Source organism: Nocardioides stalactiti (genome assembly GCF_014180715.1).
Classification (GTDB): domain Bacteria; phylum Actinomycetota; class Actinomycetes; order Propionibacteriales; family Nocardioidaceae; genus Nocardioides; species Nocardioides stalactiti.
The window spans coordinates 1-20,560 of sequence record NZ_JACEFC010000012.1; the positions used below are offsets into that span (position 1 = coordinate 1).

Genomic DNA, 20,560 nt, shown 5'->3' on the forward strand with positions numbered 1-20,560 from the left:
GCGGGGGCCACCCTCGATCCGGGTGTCGCTGCCCAGCGGGTAGCGCACCCGGTCGCTCTCGTCGGCGTAGCCGAAGCGGACCCGCACCTTGGCGTGGTCGCCGGCGACGACGGTGATCGGGATGCCGTAGGGCCCCTCGCCGTAGGACGGCCCGAAGTCGGGGTGGAGCGCGCCGGCACCGTCCATGTTGCTCAGCCAGTTCGCGCTGTAGGGGTGGAGCGGCAGCGAGGAGATGTCGGCGTTCCACCAGTTGTCCGCCGGGAACACCCGGCAGCCCGAGACGGGCGCGGCCGCCGGCGCCTCGACGGCGGTCCGCTCCTCCGGCGGTGCCGCGGACGAGCCGGCGTCCGTCGTGGCGCATGCTGCGAGGGCCAGCGCCACGGCGACAGCGCCGGCGCGGATCACCTCGGTCCGCCGGGATAGATGCCGCGGGTCTCGCCGCGCAGGTACTTCTTCGGGAACCAGTCCGCGACGTAGACGCGCGGCAGCGCCTTGGCGATCGCCAGGGTCACGTAGACGACCGTGTTGACCGCGACGAAGCCCGCCAGCACGAGGAACCAGGTCTGGTGCAGGGTCTCCTCGGGCAGCAGCAGGCCCCAGGCAGTGGCCAAGTGTGGTTCCATCTCAGCTCCCCACCGGAAGGGGCGGCTCGTGCTGGTCAGCGTAGTGCCAGGTCGCCGTCCGGGCGCCGGTGATGTCGGCGACACCCTTCACGTAGACGATCGCGAGGAACATCGCGTAGCAGAGCTCGGGCAGCACCAGTGCCGCCACCAGCCGCGCCGTCCAGCCACCCTTCCAGACGGTGATGACCCGCTCGGCGGCGAAGACCGCGCCGACCCCGAGCCAGAACGGGAAGACGACGACGTCGCGCACCGAGATCGCCGTGATGACGATGAGTGCGAGGTACGACGACAGCGCCACCACGCCGTAGCCGAGACCGAGCTGCTGGATCCAGTAGCGCCAGGTCTGCGTCCGCAGGCCGTAGGCCCCGAGGTTCTCGACCGCGCCGCGCTGCCAGCGCAACCGCTGCACCCAGAGTGCGCGCCACGTCGTCATGATCTCGGTGACCACCGTGCAGTCTGCCGGCGAGACCACGATCCCGCCGAGCGACTTCAGGGCGATGGTGATCTCGTTGTCCTCGGTCAGCGCCATCGTGTCGAAGTACTGCCCGGGGACGCCCGGGATGAGCCTGCCGCGCTCGGCCGCGACGGTGCGGAGTGCCCGTGGCCGGAACACCGACGCGGTGCCGGTGAGCACGAACACCATGCCGCGGCGGCGGCGCAGGTCACGGGCGTAGCGGGTGTACTCGTTGCGCTGGAAGATCCCGAGCAGACCGCCGCCCGGCTCCCCGTAGAACAGGCCGCCGACGGCCATCAGCGCGCGGTCGGCCGCCATCCGGCGCGCCGCGCTCTCCAGGAAGCCCGGACCGAGCGTCGTGTCGGCGTCCATGACCATCACCAGGTCGTTGTCGCCGTGGCTCGGCAGGATCACGGCCAGGGCCTGGTTGAGGCCGCCGGCCTTCTTGTCCCGGTTGCCCACGGTCTCGAACACCTCGACGCCCGCGGCGCGCGCGACGTCGACGGTCGCGTCGGTGCAGTTGTCGGCCACGACGACGATCCGGTCGGGCGGGTGGGACTGCTCACGCAGCGACGTCAGGGTCGCAGCCAGGCAGTCCTCCTCGTTGTGGGCCGGGATCAGGACCGTGATGGTGATCGGCCCGGCGAACACACCGCGCGTCTCGGCCATCACGATCTTGGGCACCAACGGGGTCCTGTTGCCGCTGTCGCTGCGGCGCGACGTCGTCGTCACCCGTCGCTCCAGCGACTGCACGGCCCAGGCGCAGAAGACCGCCAGGCCCACCGCGGAGACGACCGTGACGACCGACGGCGCGTTCACGTCGTACAGGACACGCCACGCGCCGAACGCCACGGTGGACGCCGGTTCGTCGATCACCTGGCGCGGCGACTGGGCGACCCAGACTGCGAGCAGGGTCGCCGCTGACCACGAGCCGCCCAGGATCAGCAGACCCGCGGCACGTTGAAACCTCCCCATCTGTAACTCCCTCCTCGGGCAGGGTAGGGCGCAACTCCTGAATTCGTCTTGCAAACAGAATTTCTATGTCCGAACGGTCAGTGGACGATGTGATACCCGAATCGTCAGCCACCCGGAGGACCAGGAACCTAGACTCGAACAGGGCCCCCGGGTGTTCTCTGGGGCCTGCGGCGGAACGAGGGGATATGAGCCACGAGCGCGACGACCGCCGGTCGTCGTCGGAGACGGAGCACGAGCGCCGCTTCCGGCTGGTGATCGAGGCTGCCCCGAACGCGATGGTCATGGTCGACCACTCGGGCTCGGTGGTCCTCGTCAACTCGCAGGCCGAGTCCCTGTTCGGCTACGACCGCGACGCGCTGCTCGCGATGAAGGTCGAGGACCTGCTCCCCGAGCGCTACCGCGATGTCCACCACGGCTACCGGGGCGCGTTCTTCGCTGACCCGGCACGCCGTGACATGGGCGCCGGGCGAGAGCTCTACGGACTGCGCAGCGACGGCACCGAGGTCCCCATCGAGATCGGCCTCAACCCGATCCGGATCGACGGCGACGACTTCGTCCTCGCCTCCATCATCGACGTGACCGCCCGCCTCGAGGCGCTCGCGATCGAGAAGGAGGCGCTGCGGGAGCACGAGCGCCGGCTGCGCCTGGTGATCGAGGCTGCGCCCAACGCGATGGTGATGGTCGACCACTCCGGCACGGTGGTCCTGGTGAACTCCCAGGCCGAGAACCTGTTCGGCTACGACCGCGACGCGCTGCTCGCGATGAAGGTCGAGGACCTGCTCCCCCAGCGGATCCGCGGCGGCCACGTCGGCTACCGCGACGCGTTCTTCGCCGCGCCCGCCCGCCGCGACATGGGCGTCGGCCGGGAGCTCTACGGACTGCGCAGCGACGGCACCGAGGTCCCCATCGAGATCGGCCTCAACCCGATCAACATCGACGGGGAGGACTTCGTCCTCGCCTCCATCATCGACGTCAGCGCACGTCTGGAGGCGCTGGCCGTCGAGCAGGAGGCGATGCGCGAGCACGAGCGACGGTTGACGCTGGTCATCGAGGCTGCGCCCAACGCGATGGTCATGGTCGACCGGACCGGCTCGGTCGTCCTGGTGAACTCCCAGGCCGAGAACCTCTTCGGTCACGACCGCGACACGCTGCTGGCGATGAAGGTCGAGGACCTGCTCCCCGAGCGGATCCGCGGCGGCCACGTCGGCAACCGCGACGCGTTCTTCGCCGACCCCGCCCGCCGCGACATGGGCGTCGGCCGTGACCTCTTCGGCCTGCGCAGCGACGGCACCGAGGTCCCGATCGAGATCGGCCTCAACCCGATCAAGATCGACGGGGAGCCCTACGTCCTCGCCTCCATCATCGACATCCGGGGCCGGGTGGACGCGCAGGCCGCCGAGCAGGACGAGCTGCGACGCTCGATGCTCGACAGCATCCCGTTCAGCATCCTGGCGACCGACTCGACCGGCCGCATCGTCAGTGCCAACGCCGCCGCCGAGCGGATGCTCGGCTACACCGGCGCCGAGCTGATCGGCGCGTCGCTCGGCAAGATCGACACCGAGCCGCGCGCCGACGGCGCCGACTGGGACAGCGTGCTCAGCGCGGCCGTCGGCGCGGAGCGTGAGCTCACCTACCGCCGCAAGGACGGGACCGTGGTGCCCGTCAGCGAGGCGATCACCCCGCTGCACGGCAATGAGCCCGACGCCGCACCCGCCGGCTACCTCGCGGTCGCCTACGACATCTCCGAGCGGCTCCAGGCGCAGGCGGAGGTCCAGTTCCTCGAGAACCACGACCCACTCACCAAGATCCCCACCCGGTCCCGGCTGATGCGGCACCTCGGCGACGCCATCGAGGCGGCCGAGCAGGACGGCACTGAGGTCGCCGTCCTCGTCGTGGACCTCGACCACCTCAAGCGAATCAACGACTCCCTCGGCCACCACGCCGGCGACGAGCTGCTGGTCCGCATCGCTGACCGGCTCAACACCTGGATCCGCAGCACCGACATGGTCGCCCGGCTCGGGGGCGACGAGTTCGCGATCGTCATGTCGAGCCTCCAGAACGCCGACGCGATCACCCCCCGCGTCGAGGCGCTCCTCGAGGACCTGCTCACGACCGTCGCCGTCGGCGGGCACGAGCTCGCCGTCACCGTCAGCATCGGCGGTGCGATCTACCCGCCGGGCGACCAGGATCCCGGCGAGCTGCTCAAGCGCGCCGACCTGGCGATGGAGCACGCGAAGGCAGCGGGCCGCAACAACTTCCAGTGGTTCCGCGACGACATGCTCGACCCGGCCGACGACGGCCTCACCCTCGTGTCTGCGTTGCGCCAGGCCCTGCGCGACGGGGGGCTGTCCGTCGCCTACCAGTCCCAGGTCGACCTGCGGTCCGGCCGTGTCGTCGGCATCGAAGCGCTCGCCCGGTGGCACCACCCCGATCTCGGCGAGGTCTCCCCGGGCCGTTTCATCCCCGTCGCCGAGGATGGCGGCATGATCGTCCAGCTCGGCGGATGGGTGCTGCGCAAGGCGTGTCGCGACGTCGCCCAGATCCAGAAGGTGCTCGGCCGCCCGCTGCGGGTCGCCGTCAACGTGTCCCCCCACCAGTTCCGCAGCGCGGGCTGGCTGGGCGAGATCGTGGGCGCCCTCAACGACTCCGGCCTCGACCCCGCCCAGCTCGAGCTGGAGATCACCGAGAGCCTCCTCATGGACGACCGGCTCGGTGCCATGGACATGCTGCACGCGATCCGCAGCCTCGGCGTCACCATCGCGGTCGACGACTTCGGCACCGGCTACTCGAGCCTCGCCTACCTGAGCCGGCTCCCGATCGACAAGATCAAGATCGACCGCTCCTTCGTGCAGGAGCTCGACACCGACGACCACGCCCCGGTCATCGACGCGATCATCATGATGGCCCACGCCCTCGGCATGACCGTGATCGCCGAAGGCGTCGAGACCGCCAAGCACGAGGGATACCTCCGCCAGCGCGGCTGCGACGAGGTGCAGGGCTTCTTCTACAGCCGCGGCGTGCCGCCGGAGGACGTCGTCCGGACCGTCCAGACGATCGGCGTCTTCTAGCTCCGATCGGCCGGGGTGTCTCCGGCGACGCTGCCGGCTAGGAGTAAGCGGATGCGACCCGCGACGGGCCGCTGGCGAGCGCGGCGTCGAAGATCGCGAACCGCTGCTGCGGGTCCTGGGGGTTCGCGCCCATCACGGCGCGGTCGGCACGGCTGGGACGGAGCACCCTGACCGTGACCCCGTCTCGTCTCAGCGCGCGGACCTCGCCGTCGAGCTGACGGTCGGCCACCCGGCGCAGCGCCGCGCCCACCACGGCGGCCGGGGTGCGCGGAGGTGCGTCCTCTCCCGCCATCGGGGCGAGGACGACGACCTCGGACACCCCTGCGTCGACCAGGAGGTCGGCGTTGGTCGTCGAGTGGGCGCCGCCGTCGATGTAGCTGCGGCCACCGATCGTGACCGGAGGGAACCCGCCGGGCACCGTGCACGACGCGCGCACCGCGTCGACGACCGGGGGCCGCGGCGCCCCGGGCGCCCCGAAGCAGACGCGGCGGCCGGTGTCGTAGTCGAGTGCGACCGCGCGGAAGTCGGGGTGGTCGACCCAGGAGCGCCCGCCCACCAGCGCGGCGAGCGGGGCGAGGAAGGCGTCCAGCGAACCGGTGCCGGCGGGGAGCAGCCCCGAGAGCGCGGCGAGGGGCGTGATCCGGTCCCGGCCCACGGCGCGGGTGAGCAGCCTCGGCGACGCCGGCCGCGGCAGCGATCGTCGTACGACGACCCGCTCGCGACGGGGCGTGCGGGTGCGCAGCGGATGGCTGTCGGGCAGAGCCCGCCGGTACCACGCGACGAGGTCATCGGTGCCGATCCCGCTCGCCAGCAGGCCGCCCAGGTACGAGCCCTGCGACGTGCCCAGCAGGATGTCAGCGGTGCGGGGGGTCCCACCCCGTCGCCTCCTCGACGGCGGCCAGGGTCGCTGACGACCAGGCCAGGCCGGTCACCCCGCCTGCGCCGATCACCAGGGCTCGCCCCGCTCTGCGCGTCATGCGGCGAGGATAGGGCGCGCACCCCGGCGGTCGGTGCTGTCGGTCAGCCCTCGGCCCGGATCATCTCCGCGGCCTTCTCCCCCACCAGGACCGCCGGCGCGTGGGTGTTGCCGTGCGGGATGGTCGGGAACACCGACGCGTCCGCGACCCGCAGGCCGGCGACGCCGTGCACCCGCAGCTCGGGGTCGACCACGCCGTCGGCCTCGCTGCCGATCCGGGCGGTGCACGACGGGTGGTAGGTGTGGATGACGTTGCGACGGATCTCGGCCTCGGCGTCGGCGCGCGTCCGTGCTGCGGGACCCGGGTGGAGCTCCTTGGTCGTGACCCGACCGAGCCCGCCCGAGTCGGCGATCGCTCGGACCATCTCGATCCCGTTGACCATCGCGTCCATGTCCGCCGTCTCGGCGAAGTAGTTGAACGTGGCGCGCACCTGCGCCTTCGGGTCGCTGCTGCGCAGCCGGACGCTGCCCTTGCTCTGCGAGCCGACCAGCGACAGGCCCAGCGCGTAGGCGGGCTTGTCGTGGGTCTGGAAACCGTTGTCCCAGAAGTACGCCGGTCCGGAGATGAGCTGCATGTCCGGAGCCGCGAGCCCCGGCCGGGTGTGGAAGAAGCCACCGACCTCGCCGACGTTCGACGTGAGCAGCCCGCGGCGGCCACCGAGGTACTTCACGAGCTGGACCGGGGACTCCGCCTCGGCGAGGGTGCCCGCCGCTGTCGTCTCGTAGTTGGCGACGTAGAGCGGGTGGTCCATCAGGTTCTGGCCGACGTTGGGGTTGTCGACGACCACGTCGATCCCGTGCTCGCGCAGGTGGTCGGCCGGACCGATGCCGGCCAGCATGAGCAGCTGGGGGGTGTTGAACGCGCCGGCGGAGAGGACGACCTCGCGCTCGGCCCGGTGGAACGTGCGCCGACCGCCCTGCTCGACCTCGATGCCGACCGCGCGACCGTCGCGGACCCGGACGCCGAGCACGTGGGCGCCGGCGAGGATCGTGAAGTTGGCGCGCTTGGCAGCAGGCCGGACGTAACCGTCGGCGGTCGTCCAGCGCTCGCCCTTCCGGTGGGTCACCTGGTAGTAGCCGACGCCCTCCTGGGACGCGCCGTTGAAGTCGGGGTTGCGCGCCAGCCCGGTCGCGACCATGCCCTCGAGGAGCGCCTCGTCGAGCGGGTTGGGGTTGCGCGGATCCTCGATGTGGAGCGGACCGTCGGCGCCGTGGAAGGTGCTCGCGCCGCGGGAGTTGCACTCGGAACGCTTGAACAGAGGGAGCACCTCGTCGTACGACCACCCGGTCGCACCGTCCTTGGCCCAGCCGTCGTAGTCCTCGGCGTTGCCGCGGATGTAGATCATCGCGTTCATGGCACTGCAACCGCCGACGAGCTTGGCGCGCGGGTGGTAGATGATCCGGCCGTCGAGGTGCGGCTCGGGCTCGGTATGGACGGCCCAGTCGATCTTCGTCTTGAACTGGCTGGCGAACGCGGCCGGGATGCGCACGTTGAGCGGCTTGCGCCGGGCGCCGGCCTCGACGAGGAGCACCTTCCGGTTTGGATCCTCGGACAACCGCCCGGCCAGAACTGCTCCGGCCGATCCCGCGCCCACCACGATGTAGTCGAAGTTCGCCATGCGCCGATCATGCTCCTCCTCGGTGCCCTCCGCATTGATTCGCCGGTCCAGCGTTGACCCCGGGGGTTGTGTCCCGGTACAACGGCGCTCGTGGAGGAGGTACCTGACGCCGAGCTGATCGCGTGGCTGCGGACCTACATGGAGACCCCGGACGGCCAGGTGGTGCTGCGCGACCTCCCCCCGCGCGTCGACGCGCGGATCCTCGGCCAGATCCCCGAGCTCGGCAGCGACCCGACGCTGGTCCGCGACCTGAGCCTCAGCACGATCGGTCAGTGGGAGGCGTTCCTCGACAACCTCGAGGGTCACCGGCCGTTCGCCCTGCCGCCCCGCGCCGCCGACCTGGCCCGGTCGCTGGCTCGCCGGGGCATGGACCTCGCCGTGCTCCTCAAGATCTATCGGACCGCGCACAAGACCGTCCTGGACATCTTCGGCGAGATCACCGAGACCATCGCCGCCGACGGCCCGCCGCCCGACCAGGTCCTCAAGTTCCTCTGGACCCGCGCCGTCGAGTGGCTCGACGACTCCGTCGAGCAGCTCATCATCACCTTCGCCGACGAGCACCGGCACCTGGTCGAGGGCGCGCTCCTCCAGCGGGCCGAGCGGATCCGGGAGATCCTGGCCGGGGGCGACGACGCGGACGGCGCCTCGCGCGACCTGGCGCACCCCCTGGCGCAGTGGCAGACGGCGCTGGTCCTCTGGGACCCCGTGGCCGACCGCGCGGCCGCCCAGCCCCTCAACGACCTGGCGGTCCAGGCCGCGCGCCTGCTCGGCGGCCCCCGGCCGCTCACCCTCGCGTCGTCCAGCCGCGACCTGTGGTGCTGGGTGGCGACGCCCACCCAGCCGGACGTGTCCGTCCTCGCCGGACTGGCGGCGACCCTCACCGACCACCGGGTACATCTCGCCGTCGGCGTGCCGCAGACAGGGCTCGCCGGCTTCCGCACGAGCCACGCGGAGGCGTTCGCCGCGCAGCGGCTGTGCCTCGGCGCAGCGCGCGTCCCGGCCGTCGTCGACTACCCGGATGTCGAGCTGCTCTGCCTCCTCGCCGACGACCACGACCTCCTCCACCGGATGGTTGCTCGCGAGGTCGGCGCCCTCATCGGCGCCGACAAGAACCTCGGCCTGATCCGCGACACCGCGCTGACGTTCCTCACCCAGCGTCAGAACGTCGAGGCCACCGCGGAGCTCCTCTTCGTCCACAAGAACACGGTCCGCTACCGGCTCGCCCGCGCCGAAGAGCTCCTCGGCCACCCGCTCACCGCGCACCCCACCAAGGTGGAGGTCGCGCTTCGCTACGTCGCGCTGTTCGGCCCGCCTCCGGGCTAGTCGTTACGGGTAGTAGATGAACGCCTTGCCGGCCTCGCCCATCGCCGTGGTCAGCTGCGGGCAGCCGACGATCCCGAAGTCGTTGCCGCCCGCGTTGGACGTCGGCGTGTGGCTGAGGTCCACCGACAGGCCGCACTGCGAGTCGTTGTCGAGGTCGTTGGTGAAGTTCTGGGTGAGGATCTGGTCGATGGACCAGGTCGTCCCCAGGCGGAAGTGGAACGCGCGGCCGCCCATGTTGTTGAACGTGTTGGGCCCGGTGGGGTCCCCGACCAGGATCCGCTCCTGGTCGATCGCAACGTCCCAGCCGAAGTCCCCGGTGGGGCCGGGGGTCAGGGGCTCGATCTGCACCTGCGGCCACGGCCCACTGGTGGCCCGGGTGAACACGTAGGCAGCACCGGCCAGGGGCTGCCAGTCGCTGTCGTCGGGTGCCCCGACGACCACGCGCGCCCCGCTGATGTCGACCGAGGTGCCGAACTTGTCACCCGCCGCACCGCCGGTCGGCGTCAGCATGGTCTTGAACGGCCAGTTGGTGCCGGAGCGCACCCAGACGTAGGCGGCACCGATGCCGGCGTTGTCACCGGGCGAGCCCACGACGAGGGAGGTGCCCTCCAGGGCCACCGACGTGCCGTAGCCGTCGGTGGGCACGGTCCCGGTCGGTGCCATCGTCGCCTGCTGCGCCCACGTCGTGCCGCTGCGCAGGAACGTGTAGCTCCGGCCGGCGGTCGACGCGTCGCCGGGGGCACCGACGGCGGCGTAGGCACCGTTGATCGCCACCGAGTGACCGAAGTTCTCGTGGGCCGGGCCCCCTGCCGCTGGGACGATCCGTGCCTGGCGGGTCCACTCGGTGCCCGAGCCCGCTCGGAAGAACACGTAGGCCGCCCCATTGCCCTCGTTCGGAGCGCCGACGACCACGTAGGCGCCGTTCATCGACACCGACGAGCCGAAGCCCGCACCCGGGGTGGGGGTATCAGCCTCGAAGCGGGCCTGGAAGTGCCACATGATGTCGCCGTTGCTGCGGAACAGGTACGCCGCGCCGGCGCCGTTGTTCGACCCCGGAGCCCCGACCACGGCCCAGGTTCCCGTGTTGTCGTAGGCGACGGAGTAGCCGAACTTCTCGTCCACCTGGGCGGACGGAACCTGGAGCCGGTCCTGCTGGCTCCACGTGCCGTTGCCAGCGCGGAAGAGGATGCCGGCCGCACCGATGTTCGGCTCGCCGAAGAACCCCGGAGCGGACGGCGCACCGTACACGCCGTAGTTGCCGGAGATCGCGAGCGCCGAGACGACGTCGGGGACGTCGACGGGAGCCTTCGCCGTCCACAGGCCGGTGGAGGCTCGGGTGAACGGAACGATCGTGCTGCTGTTCCTGCCGACGAGGGCATTGGTTCCCGACACGTCGACCGCGGTGGCGAAGACGTCGGTCGTCGACCCGGTGATGGTGTCCTTGCGGGGCCAGGCGGTGCCGGACCGCTGGAACGAGGAGACGCTCCCGGTCCGGCCGTCGACGTGGTCCCACGTGGGCTGCGTGACCGCCGCCCAGGTGCCGTCGAGCGCGACGTCGAAGCCGAACCGGCTCGATGCTTGCACCTCCTCCGGGAACAGTTCCGCCTGACGGTTCAGGGCGTTGCCGCTGCGCAGGTACGTGAACGCCCGACCGGCACCGCTGTTGGCCTCGGGCGCGCCGATGGCGACGTAGTTGCCGTCGACGTCGATGCTCGCGCCGAAGTCGGCACCGGCGGTGAGGTCGTTCGGGGAGACCCGCGTCTTCCACTGCCAGTCGCTGCCGCTCCGGACGAACATGTCGACGACGCCGTTGTCGACTCCCGGCGAACCGATCACCGCGACGGCGCCGTCGAGGCTCACCGTCGATCCGAAGCGGTCCCCCGCGTTGGAGTCGGGAGCAGCGAAGATGCCGATCCGCTGCCACTGGCCGCTGGCGTACTGCCATGCCTCGACCCTGCCCGAGTCGGCTCCTGCCAAGTTGGCGCCGGGCACGCCGATGAGCAGGTGGTTGCCGGCGATGGCAACCGACTCGCCGTACCGGTCGTTGGCACCCAACGAGAACAGGTTGAAGTTGCGGCGCAGCTTCCAGTCGGTGCCGGTGCGCTGGAACGCCAGCACCTCGCCGCTGTTCCCACCACCGGACACGGTCGCGTCGGGAAGGCCGACGACGGCCCAGTTGCCGCTGATGGCGACCGAGTAGCCCATCTCGTAGTGGCCGGAGTCCATGTGGCCGCCGTTGTTGAGGCGGAACTCGCGGTTGTCGGTCACGGTCGCGACCGCCGCGCGGAGCGCGGCGGGCATCGCGTCGCCGGTGGGCACCAGGCGCGGTGGCGGTGCTGCTGAGGCCGAGCCACTGGACGCCGTCGTGACCGACAACGTAGCGAGCGCGAGGACCAGCGCCACGAGTGCGCTGAGGACAAGACGGAAGGGAGCGATCCTGTTCACTTCGAAACCCCATATCGAAGGAGGAGCAGTGGGAGCAGCGCCCCGGAACGCCCTTCCACCCTGGCACGGCAAGGCGCGTCCGTCTCCAGCAATCGGGTTAAATCATCCGATCGGCTATCCGCTCCGTCCGACCCGCCGGAGACCGTCCTGACGCGGCCACCAGAAGCGGTCACCGAGCAGGACAGCCAGCGCGGGGACGAGCAGTGTCCGGACCACGAGCGTGTCCAGGAGCACCCCGACACAGACGATCGTCCCCAGCTGGGCGAGCACGACGAGCGGGAGGACGCCGAGCACGGCGAACACGGCGGCCAGGAGGATGCCGGCGCTCGTGATGACGCCTCCGGTCGACGCCAGGGCGCGCAGCATCCCCTCGCGCGTCCCGTGCTCGGTCGCCTCCTCGCGTGCCCGGGTCACCAGGAAGATGCTGTAGTCCACCCCGAGCGCCACCAGGAAGAGGAACGCCAGGAGCGGGGCGCCCACGTCCAGGCCCTCGAACCCGAGCACGCCGGTGAAGATCCACCACGAGGCACCCATCGCAGCGGCGTACGACGCGACGACGGCGAGCACCAGCACGATGGCCGCGACCGCGGCGCGGAGCAGCAGGACCAGCGCCGCCAGCACGAGGACGAGGATCAGGGGCATCACGACCCACCGGTCCCGAGCCGCGCCGGCGGCCTCGTCCACGGCCTCGGCCTCGGCCCCGCCGACGTGGGTGTCGGCGACGTCGGCCAGCGCGTCGCGCAGGTCCTCGACGGTGGCGCGGGCTGCCGCGGACCCCGAACCGCCCTCCAGCACGACCTGGAGCTCGGTGACCCCGTCGCCCTCGCTCCCCGGCCGCACCGACACGACACCGGGCACCGACCGGACGGTGTCGACCACCGTCGCGACCTCGTCGCTGCGGGTCACGACGCTCGTCGGGTCGGAGGTGCCTGCGGGGAACGACTCGGCGATCCGCTCGGCCGCAGCGATCGCCTCGGGCTTGTCGAGGAACTGGTCCGCCCGGTCGAGCCCGAGGTCGACGGCCAGGAGGCCGGACGCGCCGAGCACGAGCACCGCGAGGACGCCGGCGACCACCTGGCTGGGCCGACGGGCGACCTGGTCCCCGATCCTGCGCCAGAGCGACGCGTCCACGGTGGCCACGGGCTCGCCCGCGCGGGGCACTCGCGGCCAGAAGACCCACCGACCGAACAGGCTCAGCGCTGCGGGCAGCACGACAAGGCCGAAGAAGACGGCGGTCACGATGCCGACCGCCGCTGCGACGCCGAGCCCGCGGGTGGTCGGGACGACCGAGAGCAGCAAGGTGAGCACACCCACGACCACGGTGGCGGCGCTGAACAGCACCGGTTCCGCCGTACGACGGAGCGCGACGCCGAGGGCCTCGCGACGGTCCTCGTGCCGCGCCAGCTCGTCGCGGTAGCGCGACATCAGGAGCAGTGCGTAGTTGGTGCCGGCGCCGAAGACGAGGACCGAGAGGATCCCGACCGTCGACTCGTCCCACGCGATCTCGACGCCGGCCGCGCTCAGCGCGGCGAGCACCTGGGTCGCGAGCACCGCGGCCAGCCGGTCCGCGACTCCCACGACGACGAGCGGGATGATCCACAGCACCGGGCTCCGGTAGGTGAGGATGAGCAGGACGGCCACCACCAGCGCCGTGACGGTCAGCAGGCGCAGGTTCGCGCCGTCGAAGACGGCCGCCAGGTCGGCCTCGATGCCGGCCGGACCGGTCACCTGGGCCGTGACGCCGTCCGGCACCTCGGCGGCGAGCCGGTCCCGCAGGTCGTCGACGGCGTCCGCGTTGGCGGTGGCGGAAGCGGCCTCGATCGGGACGACCGCGAGGGCGGCGGTCCCGTCCTCGGACAGCATCGGCGGCGCGACGCCCACCCGCGGCAGTCCGTCGACGTCGAGCCGACCCGACTCCACCGCGAAGACCACGATCGCGACGTTGCCGGCGTCGTCCGGAAGGTCCTCGGCGAGCTCGGCCGCTGCCGTGCTGTCGTAGCCCCTGGGCATCGAGTCGGTCGCGAGCCGGTCGCGCTCCCCCTCCCCCACCGCGCCGATGAGGAGTGCGGCGACCAGCAGCGGCAGGAGCGCCAGGAGCAGTCCGGCACGGACGGAGGCGGTGATGACGGGCGCGGGGCGGGGCATTCTCTTCTCCTCGGACCACGGGACGGACTAGGATTGATTTAGCGTACTGATTGCTAAGTAGGTGAACAACTTTGGTCGAGGCGACCCGCCCGGGATGGCACGAGAGCCCTTCCCTCACCGCGCTCCGGGAGGCCCTCGAGGCCGCGGCCCTCATGCGCGGCACGATCGCCCGCTCCGCGGGTCTGTCCGAGTCCGAGCTGCGCACCCTCGAGCACCTGGTCCGGACGCCGCTCGGGCCGGCCGACCTGGCCCGTCGCCTCGGGGTCTCGACAGCCGCGGTCACCGGGATCCTCGACCGTCTCGAAGGACGCGACCACCTCGAGCGCGCGCCCCATCCCGACGACCGGCGCCGGACCGCGTTGACCGTCACCGACAGCGGCCGCCAGGAGATCCGCGGCCACCTGGCGCCGATGTTCCTCGCGCTCCAGCAGCTCGACGACGCGTTCGACCCCGCCGAGCGCGAGGTCGTCGCCCGCTACCTGCGCGACGTGACCGCAGCGTTCGACAGGATCGCCCAGGGAGCAACGGGCACCGACGACGCTCCTACTCCTTGACGCGCCGGGTCTCGTAGGCCCACATGGCGACCTCGACACGGTTGCGGGCGCCGAGCTTGTTCATCAGTGCGGCGACGTGGGTCTTCACCGTGCTGAGGGTGATGTGCAGCTCCGCGGCGATCTCGGCGTTGGTGCGGCCGCGGGCAACGGTGAGCAGCACCTCCTCCTCGCGCTCGGTGAGAGGCTCGATCGGCTGGGCCGGCGGGGTGGCTCGCTCCGCGCTGGCGAGCGTGGTGAGCAGCCGGCGGGTGATGCTGGGTGAGATGAGCGCGTCGCCGTTCGCGGCGGCATGGATCGCCTGGACCAGCAGCTCGGGCCCGGCGTCCTTGAGGAGGAAGCCCCGGGCGCCCGCCTTGAGGGCGCCGTGGACGTACTCGTCGAGGTCGAAGGTCGTGATGACGACCACGGCGAGGGGGGCCTCGACGCCCGGGCCCGCAAGCTGCCGGGTGGCCTCGACCCCGTCGATGCCGGGCATCCGGATGTCGAAGAGGCAGACGTCGGGCCGCAGCCGGCGGGCCACGGCCACGGCTTCATGGCCGTCGGTCGCCTCGCCGACGACCTCGATCCCGGGCTGCGCGTTGAGGATCATCGTCAGGCCGGTCCGGACCAGGAGCTGGTCGTCGGCGACCACCACCCGGATGGTCACCGCGCCATCTCCCGGGGCAGCGTCGCCTGGACGGTCCAGCCGCCGGCCGGGTCCGGGCCCGCCTGACAGGCGCCGCCGAGCAGCTTTGCACGCTCCGCCATGCCGAGGATGCCGTAGCCGCCTGCGGTCGAGAGGCGGGCGGCTTCTCCGTCGTCGTGCACACGCAACCGTACGACGCCGACGTCGCCCGTCACCTCCACGCTGACCGTCGCGGCGTTGCGCGCGTGCCGGATCGCGTTGGTGACCGACTCCTGACAGATCCGGTAGACCGCGACCTCCACGGGTTGCGGGAGGCCGGCGAGGTCACCCGCACGGCGCACCTGCACCAGCGGGCTCATCCGGGTCAGCTCCTCCAGATCGCTGATCCCCCGCTGCGGCCCGTACTCGACGGGCCCGGCGTCGAGCGCGTCAGTGTCGCCCCGCGCACCCTGACGCAGCACCCCGACCATCGCGCGCATCTCGAGCAACGTCCGAGAGGCCTCTGCCTCGATCACGGCCAGCGCCTGGACCGCCGCAGCCGGGTCGGTGGCCGCGACAGCGCGGCCCGCCTGCGCCTGGATCGCGATGGCCGACACGTGGTGCGCGACGGTGTCGTGCAGCTCGCGGGCGAGCTCGCCGCGCTCGGCCGTCCGGACCTGCTGCACCTCGCGCCGGCGGGCCACCGCGCGATACCGCATCGCCGCCCCGAGGGCGAACGACGCGACCAGCACGGTGATGCCACCGATCGCCTCCCCGAACGGGGTCTCGGTGACGGCGAGGGACAGGCTCGCCGGGACGGCGACGATCGCCGTACCGACCAGTGCCTCGCGGCCCGAAGCCCATCGGTACAGGGCGTAGGGCAGGAGCAGGACGGCGGCCATGGTGTTGAGCCCCACCTCGGCGACGTCGTCGAGGATCGTCGGCAGGTACAGGACCATCCCGCCGCCGAAGCCGACCGCGGTGGCGAGGAGCGGATGGGTACGCCGCCACAGCAGAACCGGGATCACCAGGAGGGCGACCACGGTGGCCAGGGGACGCCACGGCACGTCGGAGCGGAGGCTCGCCTCGGCCACGGCCGTGATCAGGAGGGCGCCGACGAGCACCCAGTCCCGCCACACCCGCGCCGGCGGTTCCGGGGCACGGGGCTCGGCGAGGACCGAGCGGAGGAAGGAGGCGACCATCGCTCCAGCCTAGAGAGCGGTGCGCCTCGTCGTACGGGGCACAAGGACGAGCTGCTCGTCGTACTTTCGGAGGAGGAACCGACCATTCCTTGGCCCGATGTGGATCGCTCGCTGCCCGGCCACCGTGGAGGCATGTCGAATCTCCTCTACCGGCTCGGCCGGTCTGCCGCCGCCCGGCCCTGGACCGCGATCGGCGCGTGGGTCCTGCTCGCCGTGGTCGTCATCGCCTTCTCCGCCGCCTTCGGGCGCGAGCTCGAGGAGAGCTTCGAGGCGCCCGGCCTCGACTCCTACCGCGCTGCGGAGCTGCTCGCCGAGACGAACGCCGACGAGGGCGGAGTCACCGCTCACGTGGTCCTCGAGGCCCCGGATGCCGCGGCGCAGCTCGCGCCGGTGGAGTCAGCCCTCGCGGACCTCCCCCACGTGGTGGGTACGACGAGCAGCGTCTCGCCGGAGGGCGACATCGCGCTGGTGCGGGTGCAGTACCCCGCGGTCGAGGAGCTCGAGAAGTCCGACCTGGTGAACCTCAAGGACGCTGTCGCCGACCTGCGTGACGAGTCGTCGCTGACGGTGGAGGCAGGCGGTGACCTGTTCTTCGCGTTCGAGGAGGCACCCACCGGGCTCGGCGAGGTCGCGGGCATCGTCGTCGCGATGGTCATCCTGCTGATCGCGTTCGGCTCCTTCGTCGCCATGGGCCTGCCGATCGGGATGGCGCTGCTCGGCCTGGTCGTGGGCGCCACCTCGATGAGTCTCGTGACCTACCTGATCGACATCCCGGCCTGGGCACCCCAGCTGGCGGCCATGGTCGGGCTCGGCGTCGGCATCGACTACGCGCTCTTCCTGGTCACCCGGCACCGCGAGCACCTGGCGCTGGGGATGGCGGTCGAGGAGTCGGTGGGCCGGGCGCTGGCGACGGCCGGACAGGCGGTGATCTTCGCCGGCGGCACGGTCGTCGTGGCGATCCTCGGGCTGCTCGTCGCGGGGATCCCGTTCGTCACCGGCGGCGGGGTCGCCATCTCCGCGATGGTCCTCGTCATGGTGCTCGCCTCGGTGACCCTGCTGCCGGCGCTGCTCGGGCTCGCGGGGCAGCGGATCAACGGTCGTCGCCGCTCGCCGCACGGCCCTGTCGACCTGCCGAGCACCGGCTGGCACCGATGGGGTGCCCACGTGACCCGGCACGCGACGTCGTACCTCGTCGGCGGTGGCGTCCTCATGCTGGCGCTGGCCGCCCCCGTCCTCGCGCTCAACCTGGGCTTCCCCGACGACGGGACCAAGCCCGAGTCCCGGACCGAACGGCGGGCCTACGACCTCGTCGCCGAGGGCTTCGGCCCCGGGGCCAACGGTCCGCTGGTGATCGCGGTCGACATCTCCCAGGAGCCCTCCGTCGTGGCGCCGCTGGCCGAGGCAGTGGCTGCCGACCCGGGCATCGCGTCGGGCGACGAGCCGACCGTCGACCTCCGGGCGGGTGTGGCGACCCTGGTGGCACTGCCGACCACGTCGCCGCAGGACGAGTCCACCCAGGAGACGGTCGCCCGGCTCCGCGAGGAGGTCTTCCCGACCGTGCTGGACGGCACCGGGGCAACCGCCCACGTGGGCGGACAGACGGCCACCTTCGCCGATCTCGGTGACCGGGTGCAGGAGCGGATGCCGCGCTTCGTCGCCGCGGTGCTGCTGCTGTCGTTCCTCCTGCTCACCCTGCTGTTCCGGTCGGTGCTGGTGCCCCTGAAGGCGGTCCTGCTCAACCTGCTGAGCGTCGGCGCGGCCTACGGCGTGCTCGTGATGGTCTTCCAGTGGGGCTGGGCGGCCGGCCTCATCGGCGTCGAGTCAACGGTGCCGATCGTGTCCTTCATCCCGCTGTTCATGTTCGCCATCCTGTTCGGGCTCTCCATGGACTACGAGGTCTTCCTGCTGTCCCGTGTGCGCGAGGAGTACCGCCGCCACGGTGACAACGGCCGCGCGGTCATCGAGGGGATCGCCGGCACCGGCCGCACCATCACCGCCGCCGCACTGATCATGGTCGCGGTCTTCTCGGGCTTCGTCCTGGGCAGCGACCCGGTCGTGAAGATGATGGGAGTAGGACTGGCCACGGCCATCTTCCTCGACGCCACCGTCGTCCGGCTGATCCTGGTTCCGGCCACCATGAAGCTCCTCGGCGATGCGAACTGGTGGCTCCCCGGATGGCTGGACCGGCTCCTGCCCGAGCTCGACCCGACACTCCAGGAGGCGACGATCGAAGGGCAGCCCTCCGCAGCCCACGGGACCGCCGGCTGACGTCCGGCAGAGCGCTGATTGGGGAGGATCCGGTGAACCTGGTTCATCGGATCCTCCCCAATGACCAGAGATCAGACGCGGCCGAACGCCAAGCCGCGCCCGGTGGGTTCTCCAGGAAGCAGTGGAGGCCGCTCCCGTTGTGAACGGAAACGGCCTCTGACCTGCGGTTCTTCGGTCGGGCTGACAGGATTTGAACCTGCGACCCCTTGACCCCCAGAGCGACAGGCTCGTGCTGGGGAGTGAGTGGAGGTGCTGCACCGTCCGGTGCTGAGGGCATCAGCCCGGACTCTGGTGACGATAGGTGCTGGCCCGTGCCGGGCCGTCCGTGAGAGATCTGTGAGCCCCCGGCTCCCGGATTCCCCGGCACGCCGTTTCGGCCTATTCGCTGGCCGGGCGCACATCTAGATCGGGTTCTGTGCAGCGTTCCTGTTTACGTCACCGCTGCGGTGGGCCGTCGGAACTGGGCGGCACGGAGCGCCCGCAATTGCCGAGAAGCGCGCTATTCGTCGGGCGGGGCGTCATGAACCCTGAGGTACTCCAGATGTGCACTGACCTCGTCTCGGCGCTCTTCGATCTTGCGGCGATCAAGTCGGCTCGCCTGTCGGAACTGCAGATCAAGGACTGCGGACGTCTGGACCTCGCTGAGTCCGAAGCGCTCGCGGAGCAGGGTCCTAGCGTCGTCAACGTCCTCTGAAAGAAGCACCGCATCGAGCACCCGGGCGGGCTCTCGCATCGCAATGGCTAGGCCGTCCATGATGTGAAGCTGCTCGGCGGTTTGCTGGATCTCGACGGCGAGAGGGAGTTCCTCGTTACGGGACGGCATCGTCCTAGCATGCCCGCTATTGCCGCCGTGCGCGCGCGCTCGTGCCGCGACGTTTGTGGTCAGGACAGGTCGACATCCTCATCGGCAACGACCGCGCCATTGTGCATGTACTCGACGCGGATGCCAGTGATGCCGGTGAGCTCGTACTCCATGCGGACGTCGACGATCTTGCCGTCCCCGCCGCCTCCACCGTTGACGAGGGACAGGTGCCCACCGATGCCGGTCACGCGGAATCGACCGTGCCCCCTCATGTCATCGGTGAGCCAATCGAACTCGCCGTCTGCCATGCCCTCGGGGAGGTTGGTGGTGACGAACGCGAGCCACCAGCGATCAGCGGCGAGTCCCACCGGCAACCGGGTGACGACGCTGCCGTCAGGGAAGTGCACCTCGAACTCTTCGAATCGCGATCGCGTCACCCCGGCACGATAGACGCCCGCTATTGCCGCACGGCGTGCGCGGTGCCGCACGCTAATGCCGCACGGCGTGCGCGTGACCGCGCGCACAACCAGACCCACCTCGCCTACGCTGCGATCATGAAGTTTGGCACTTGGATCATACTCGGTCTCGGAGCGGCCGCCGTGGCCGTTGGCATCGTGCTTGCCTTCAACAACCCGACCATCGACAACACGGACGAGGGCACCTACGTTTGCTTCGCGCCCTACGATACCGTTCTACTCGGGCAGCGAGACAACGTGGGCATGCACGACGACGCCGAAGACATCGAGGACCGTTGCTTCGCGGCCAGCAGGGACAGATTCGTGCTTTCCAGCGTGATCGCCAGTGGCGGAGCCGCCGCTGGCGCGTCCGGACTTCTGATCGCTCGTCGTCAACGCACACGCTAATGCCGCCCTGCGTGCTCGCGCAGCGGCACGCTAATGCCGCCCTGCGTGCGCGGTGAGGCACGCGATCAGAGGCGGTCGTCAGGTAGGTCGGGGTTCAGGATCGGGCACCAGTCGTGGGCGGGCTCGCCTGCCTGGGCCTTGTCGCTCGCCCAGATTGGAGGCGGTCCGTAGAGGACGTTCCAGCACAGGTCTGAGCACATGCAGGGCTCACAGCCTTGCTTGCGCTCGGAGAAGTGCAGCCAGCGGTGGACGAACCGCTCTACCTGCTCATCCTCGGTCACAGCCCCTCCTCCCGCATGAGTGCGTCGAGGTCGGCCAGGACGTGCATCACGCCGACGTCGATCCGCTGGGGTGCGCCGAGCCCGTCAAGGTAGGCCGCGAATCCCGCCAACTTCACGGCAGCGACCATCGCGCCCTGCTTTCCCTGGTGCACGTCCTTGAGGGCCTGCCGCCACAGCACCTCGGTGCGCTCGCGCCACAGGTGTCGCATCTCCTCGCGGTCGATCTCTGGCACCTCGCCGTAGACCGACCGGACGGCGCGCATCGCGTTCTGTCCGCTGGACAGCCCGACGACCTCGGCACACTGCCGCCAGGTCGCTCCCCCGAGTCGCATGGCCCAGATCTTTTCGGCGCGCGCTC

The 20,560-nt window shown here is 71.0% G+C and carries 19 protein-coding genes; 5 read left to right on the plus strand and 14 right to left on the minus strand.

Translation table 11 applies throughout. From position 1 onward, the window contains the following. The 3 genes from H0487_RS04005 to H0487_RS04015 all read right to left on the minus strand — a co-directional run. Positions 1-405 (minus strand): hypothetical protein (locus H0487_RS04005; RefSeq protein WP_220793061.1); only part of this gene is annotated, 405 nt, incomplete at its 3' end. Beyond that, a complete protein-coding gene (locus tag H0487_RS04010) occupies positions 402-623 on the minus strand; it encodes a hypothetical protein (protein WP_220793062.1) in 222 nt (73 codons plus the stop codon). The genes H0487_RS04005 and H0487_RS04010, both read right to left, overlap by 4 nt. Position 624: 1 nt before the next feature. After that, the gene (locus H0487_RS04015; protein WP_183092943.1) at positions 625-2,052 is read right to left on the minus strand and encodes a glycosyltransferase family 2 protein; all 1,428 of its coding nucleotides are present in this window, start codon (positions 2,050-2,052) and stop codon (positions 625-627) included. A 185-nt stretch (positions 2,053-2,237) separates the two neighbouring features. On the opposite strand from H0487_RS04015, the gene H0487_RS04020 reads away from it, so the two are divergent. Continuing rightward, entirely contained in the window at positions 2,238-5,120 is a 2,883-nt protein-coding gene (locus tag H0487_RS04020; protein ID WP_183092944.1) for a sensor domain-containing protein, read from the plus strand. A gap of 37 nt (positions 5,121-5,157) precedes the next feature. Here H0487_RS04020 and H0487_RS04025 read toward each other — a convergent pair whose 3' ends face one another. From H0487_RS04025 to H0487_RS04030, 3 genes are read right to left on the minus strand one after another with little or no spacing between them, the layout of a single operon-like run. Next, positions 5,158-5,973 carry a patatin-like phospholipase family protein gene (locus H0487_RS04025; protein WP_183092983.1) on the minus strand — a complete coding sequence of 272 codons (816 nt, stop codon included), beginning with the start codon at positions 5,971-5,973 and terminating at the stop codon, positions 5,158-5,160. Between the two features lies 1 nt (position 5,974). Then, positions 5,975-6,097, minus strand: coding sequence for a hypothetical protein (locus H0487_RS23795; protein ID WP_281370600.1), 123 nt, complete (start codon positions 6,095-6,097; stop codon positions 5,975-5,977). Positions 6,098-6,140: 43 nt separating this feature from the next. Continuing rightward, positions 6,141-7,715 carry a GMC family oxidoreductase gene (locus tag H0487_RS04030; RefSeq protein WP_183092945.1) on the minus strand — a complete coding sequence of 525 codons (1,575 nt, stop codon included), beginning with the start codon at positions 7,713-7,715 and terminating at the stop codon, positions 6,141-6,143. Between the two features lie 90 nt (positions 7,716-7,805). Here H0487_RS04030 and H0487_RS04035 point away from each other — a divergent pair, with 90 nt between their 5' ends. Next, entirely contained in the window at positions 7,806-9,038 is a 1,233-nt protein-coding gene (locus H0487_RS04035; RefSeq protein WP_183092946.1) for a PucR family transcriptional regulator, read from the plus strand. Positions 9,039-9,041: 3 nt separating this feature from the next. Here the strand turns inward: H0487_RS04035 and H0487_RS04040 are convergent, their stop codons facing one another. Then, on the minus strand, positions 9,042-11,483 hold the full coding sequence (locus tag H0487_RS04040) for an FG-GAP repeat protein (protein ID WP_183092947.1): 2,442 nt from the start codon (positions 11,481-11,483) through the stop codon (positions 9,042-9,044). 114 nt (positions 11,484-11,597) lie between these two features. Then, positions 11,598-13,628: an MMPL family transporter gene (locus H0487_RS04045; RefSeq protein ID WP_183092948.1), complete on the minus strand. Its 2,031-nt coding sequence runs from the start codon at positions 13,626-13,628 to the stop codon at positions 11,598-11,600. 71 nt (positions 13,629-13,699) lie between these two features. Between H0487_RS04045 and H0487_RS04050 the strand changes: the two genes are divergently transcribed. Next, positions 13,700-14,182 (plus strand): MarR family winged helix-turn-helix transcriptional regulator, encoded by a 483-nt coding sequence (locus H0487_RS04050; protein WP_246382950.1) that lies wholly within the window; start codon positions 13,700-13,702, stop codon positions 14,180-14,182. On the opposite strand, the gene H0487_RS04055 is transcribed toward H0487_RS04050, so the two are convergent. Continuing rightward, positions 14,172-14,828, minus strand: coding sequence for a response regulator (locus H0487_RS04055; protein WP_183092949.1), 657 nt, complete (start codon positions 14,826-14,828; stop codon positions 14,172-14,174). The two genes, H0487_RS04050 and H0487_RS04055, sit on opposite strands and share 11 nt — an antisense overlap. Next, on the minus strand, positions 14,825-15,988 hold the full coding sequence (locus H0487_RS04060) for a sensor histidine kinase (RefSeq protein ID WP_183092950.1): 1,164 nt from the start codon (positions 15,986-15,988) through the stop codon (positions 14,825-14,827). Before H0487_RS04060 ends, H0487_RS04055 begins: the two co-directional genes overlap by 4 nt. Before the next feature lie 132 nt (positions 15,989-16,120). Here H0487_RS04060 and H0487_RS04065 point away from each other — a divergent pair, with 132 nt between their 5' ends. After that, the gene (locus tag H0487_RS04065; protein WP_183092951.1) at positions 16,121-18,256 is read left to right on the plus strand and encodes an MMPL family transporter; all 2,136 of its coding nucleotides are present in this window, start codon (positions 16,121-16,123) and stop codon (positions 18,254-18,256) included. Between the two features lie 499 nt (positions 18,257-18,755). Here H0487_RS04065 and H0487_RS04070 read toward each other — a convergent pair whose 3' ends face one another. Together H0487_RS04070 and H0487_RS04075 are read right to left on the minus strand one after the other, a co-directional pair. Then, a complete protein-coding gene (locus tag H0487_RS04070; protein WP_183092952.1) occupies positions 18,756-19,079 on the minus strand; it encodes a DNA gyrase subunit A in 324 nt (107 codons plus the stop codon). A 59-nt stretch (positions 19,080-19,138) separates the two neighbouring features. Next, on the minus strand, positions 19,139-19,594 hold the full coding sequence (locus H0487_RS04075; protein WP_183092953.1) for a hypothetical protein: 456 nt from the start codon (positions 19,592-19,594) through the stop codon (positions 19,139-19,141). Between the two features lie 18 nt (positions 19,595-19,612). Between H0487_RS04075 and H0487_RS04080 the strand changes: the two genes are divergently transcribed. Then, positions 19,613-19,921, plus strand: a complete 309-nt coding sequence (locus H0487_RS04080; protein WP_183092954.1) for a hypothetical protein — start codon at positions 19,613-19,615, stop codon at positions 19,919-19,921. Between the two features lie 65 nt (positions 19,922-19,986). On the opposite strand, the gene H0487_RS04085 is transcribed toward H0487_RS04080, so the two are convergent. Further along, the gene (locus H0487_RS04085; protein ID WP_183092955.1) at positions 19,987-20,202 is read right to left on the minus strand and encodes a hypothetical protein; all 216 of its coding nucleotides are present in this window, start codon (positions 20,200-20,202) and stop codon (positions 19,987-19,989) included. Next, positions 20,199-20,534 carry a hypothetical protein gene (locus H0487_RS04090; protein ID WP_183092956.1) on the minus strand — a complete coding sequence of 112 codons (336 nt, stop codon included), beginning with the start codon at positions 20,532-20,534 and terminating at the stop codon, positions 20,199-20,201. Before H0487_RS04090 ends, H0487_RS04085 begins: the two co-directional genes overlap by 4 nt. Positions 20,535-20,560: the final 26 nt, after the last annotated feature.

What these genes read in the sequence shown, in the direction of transcription:
- H0487_RS04010 (WP_220793062.1), bottom strand. Translation starts at nt 623, where the DNA reads ATGGAACCACACTTGGCCACTGCCTGGGGCCTGCTGCTGCCCGAGGAG.
- H0487_RS04015 (WP_183092943.1), bottom strand. Translation starts at nt 2,052, where the DNA reads ATGGGGAGGTTTCAACGTGCCGCGGGTCTGCTGATCCTGGGCGGCTCG.
- H0487_RS04020 (WP_183092944.1), top strand. Translation starts at nt 2,238, where the DNA reads ATGAGCCACGAGCGCGACGACCGCCGGTCGTCGTCGGAGACGGAGCAC.
- H0487_RS23795 (WP_281370600.1), bottom strand. Translation starts at nt 6,097, where the DNA reads ATGACGCGCAGAGCGGGGCGAGCCCTGGTGATCGGCGCAGGCGGGGTG.
- H0487_RS04030 (WP_183092945.1), bottom strand. Translation starts at nt 7,715, where the DNA reads ATGGCGAACTTCGACTACATCGTGGTGGGCGCGGGATCGGCCGGAGCA.
- H0487_RS04045 (WP_183092948.1), bottom strand. Translation starts at nt 13,628, where the DNA reads ATGCCCCGCCCCGCGCCCGTCATCACCGCCTCCGTCCGTGCCGGACTG.
- H0487_RS04060 (WP_183092950.1), bottom strand. Translation starts at nt 15,988, where the DNA reads ATGGTCGCCTCCTTCCTCCGCTCGGTCCTCGCCGAGCCCCGTGCCCCG.
- H0487_RS04065 (WP_183092951.1), top strand. Translation starts at nt 16,121, where the DNA reads ATGTCGAATCTCCTCTACCGGCTCGGCCGGTCTGCCGCCGCCCGGCCC.
- H0487_RS04070 (WP_183092952.1), bottom strand. Translation starts at nt 19,079, where the DNA reads ATGCCGTCCCGTAACGAGGAACTCCCTCTCGCCGTCGAGATCCAGCAA.
- H0487_RS04080 (WP_183092954.1), top strand. Translation starts at nt 19,613, where the DNA reads ATGAAGTTTGGCACTTGGATCATACTCGGTCTCGGAGCGGCCGCCGTG.
- H0487_RS04090 (WP_183092956.1), bottom strand. Translation starts at nt 20,534, where the DNA reads ATGCGACTCGGGGGAGCGACCTGGCGGCAGTGTGCCGAGGTCGTCGGG.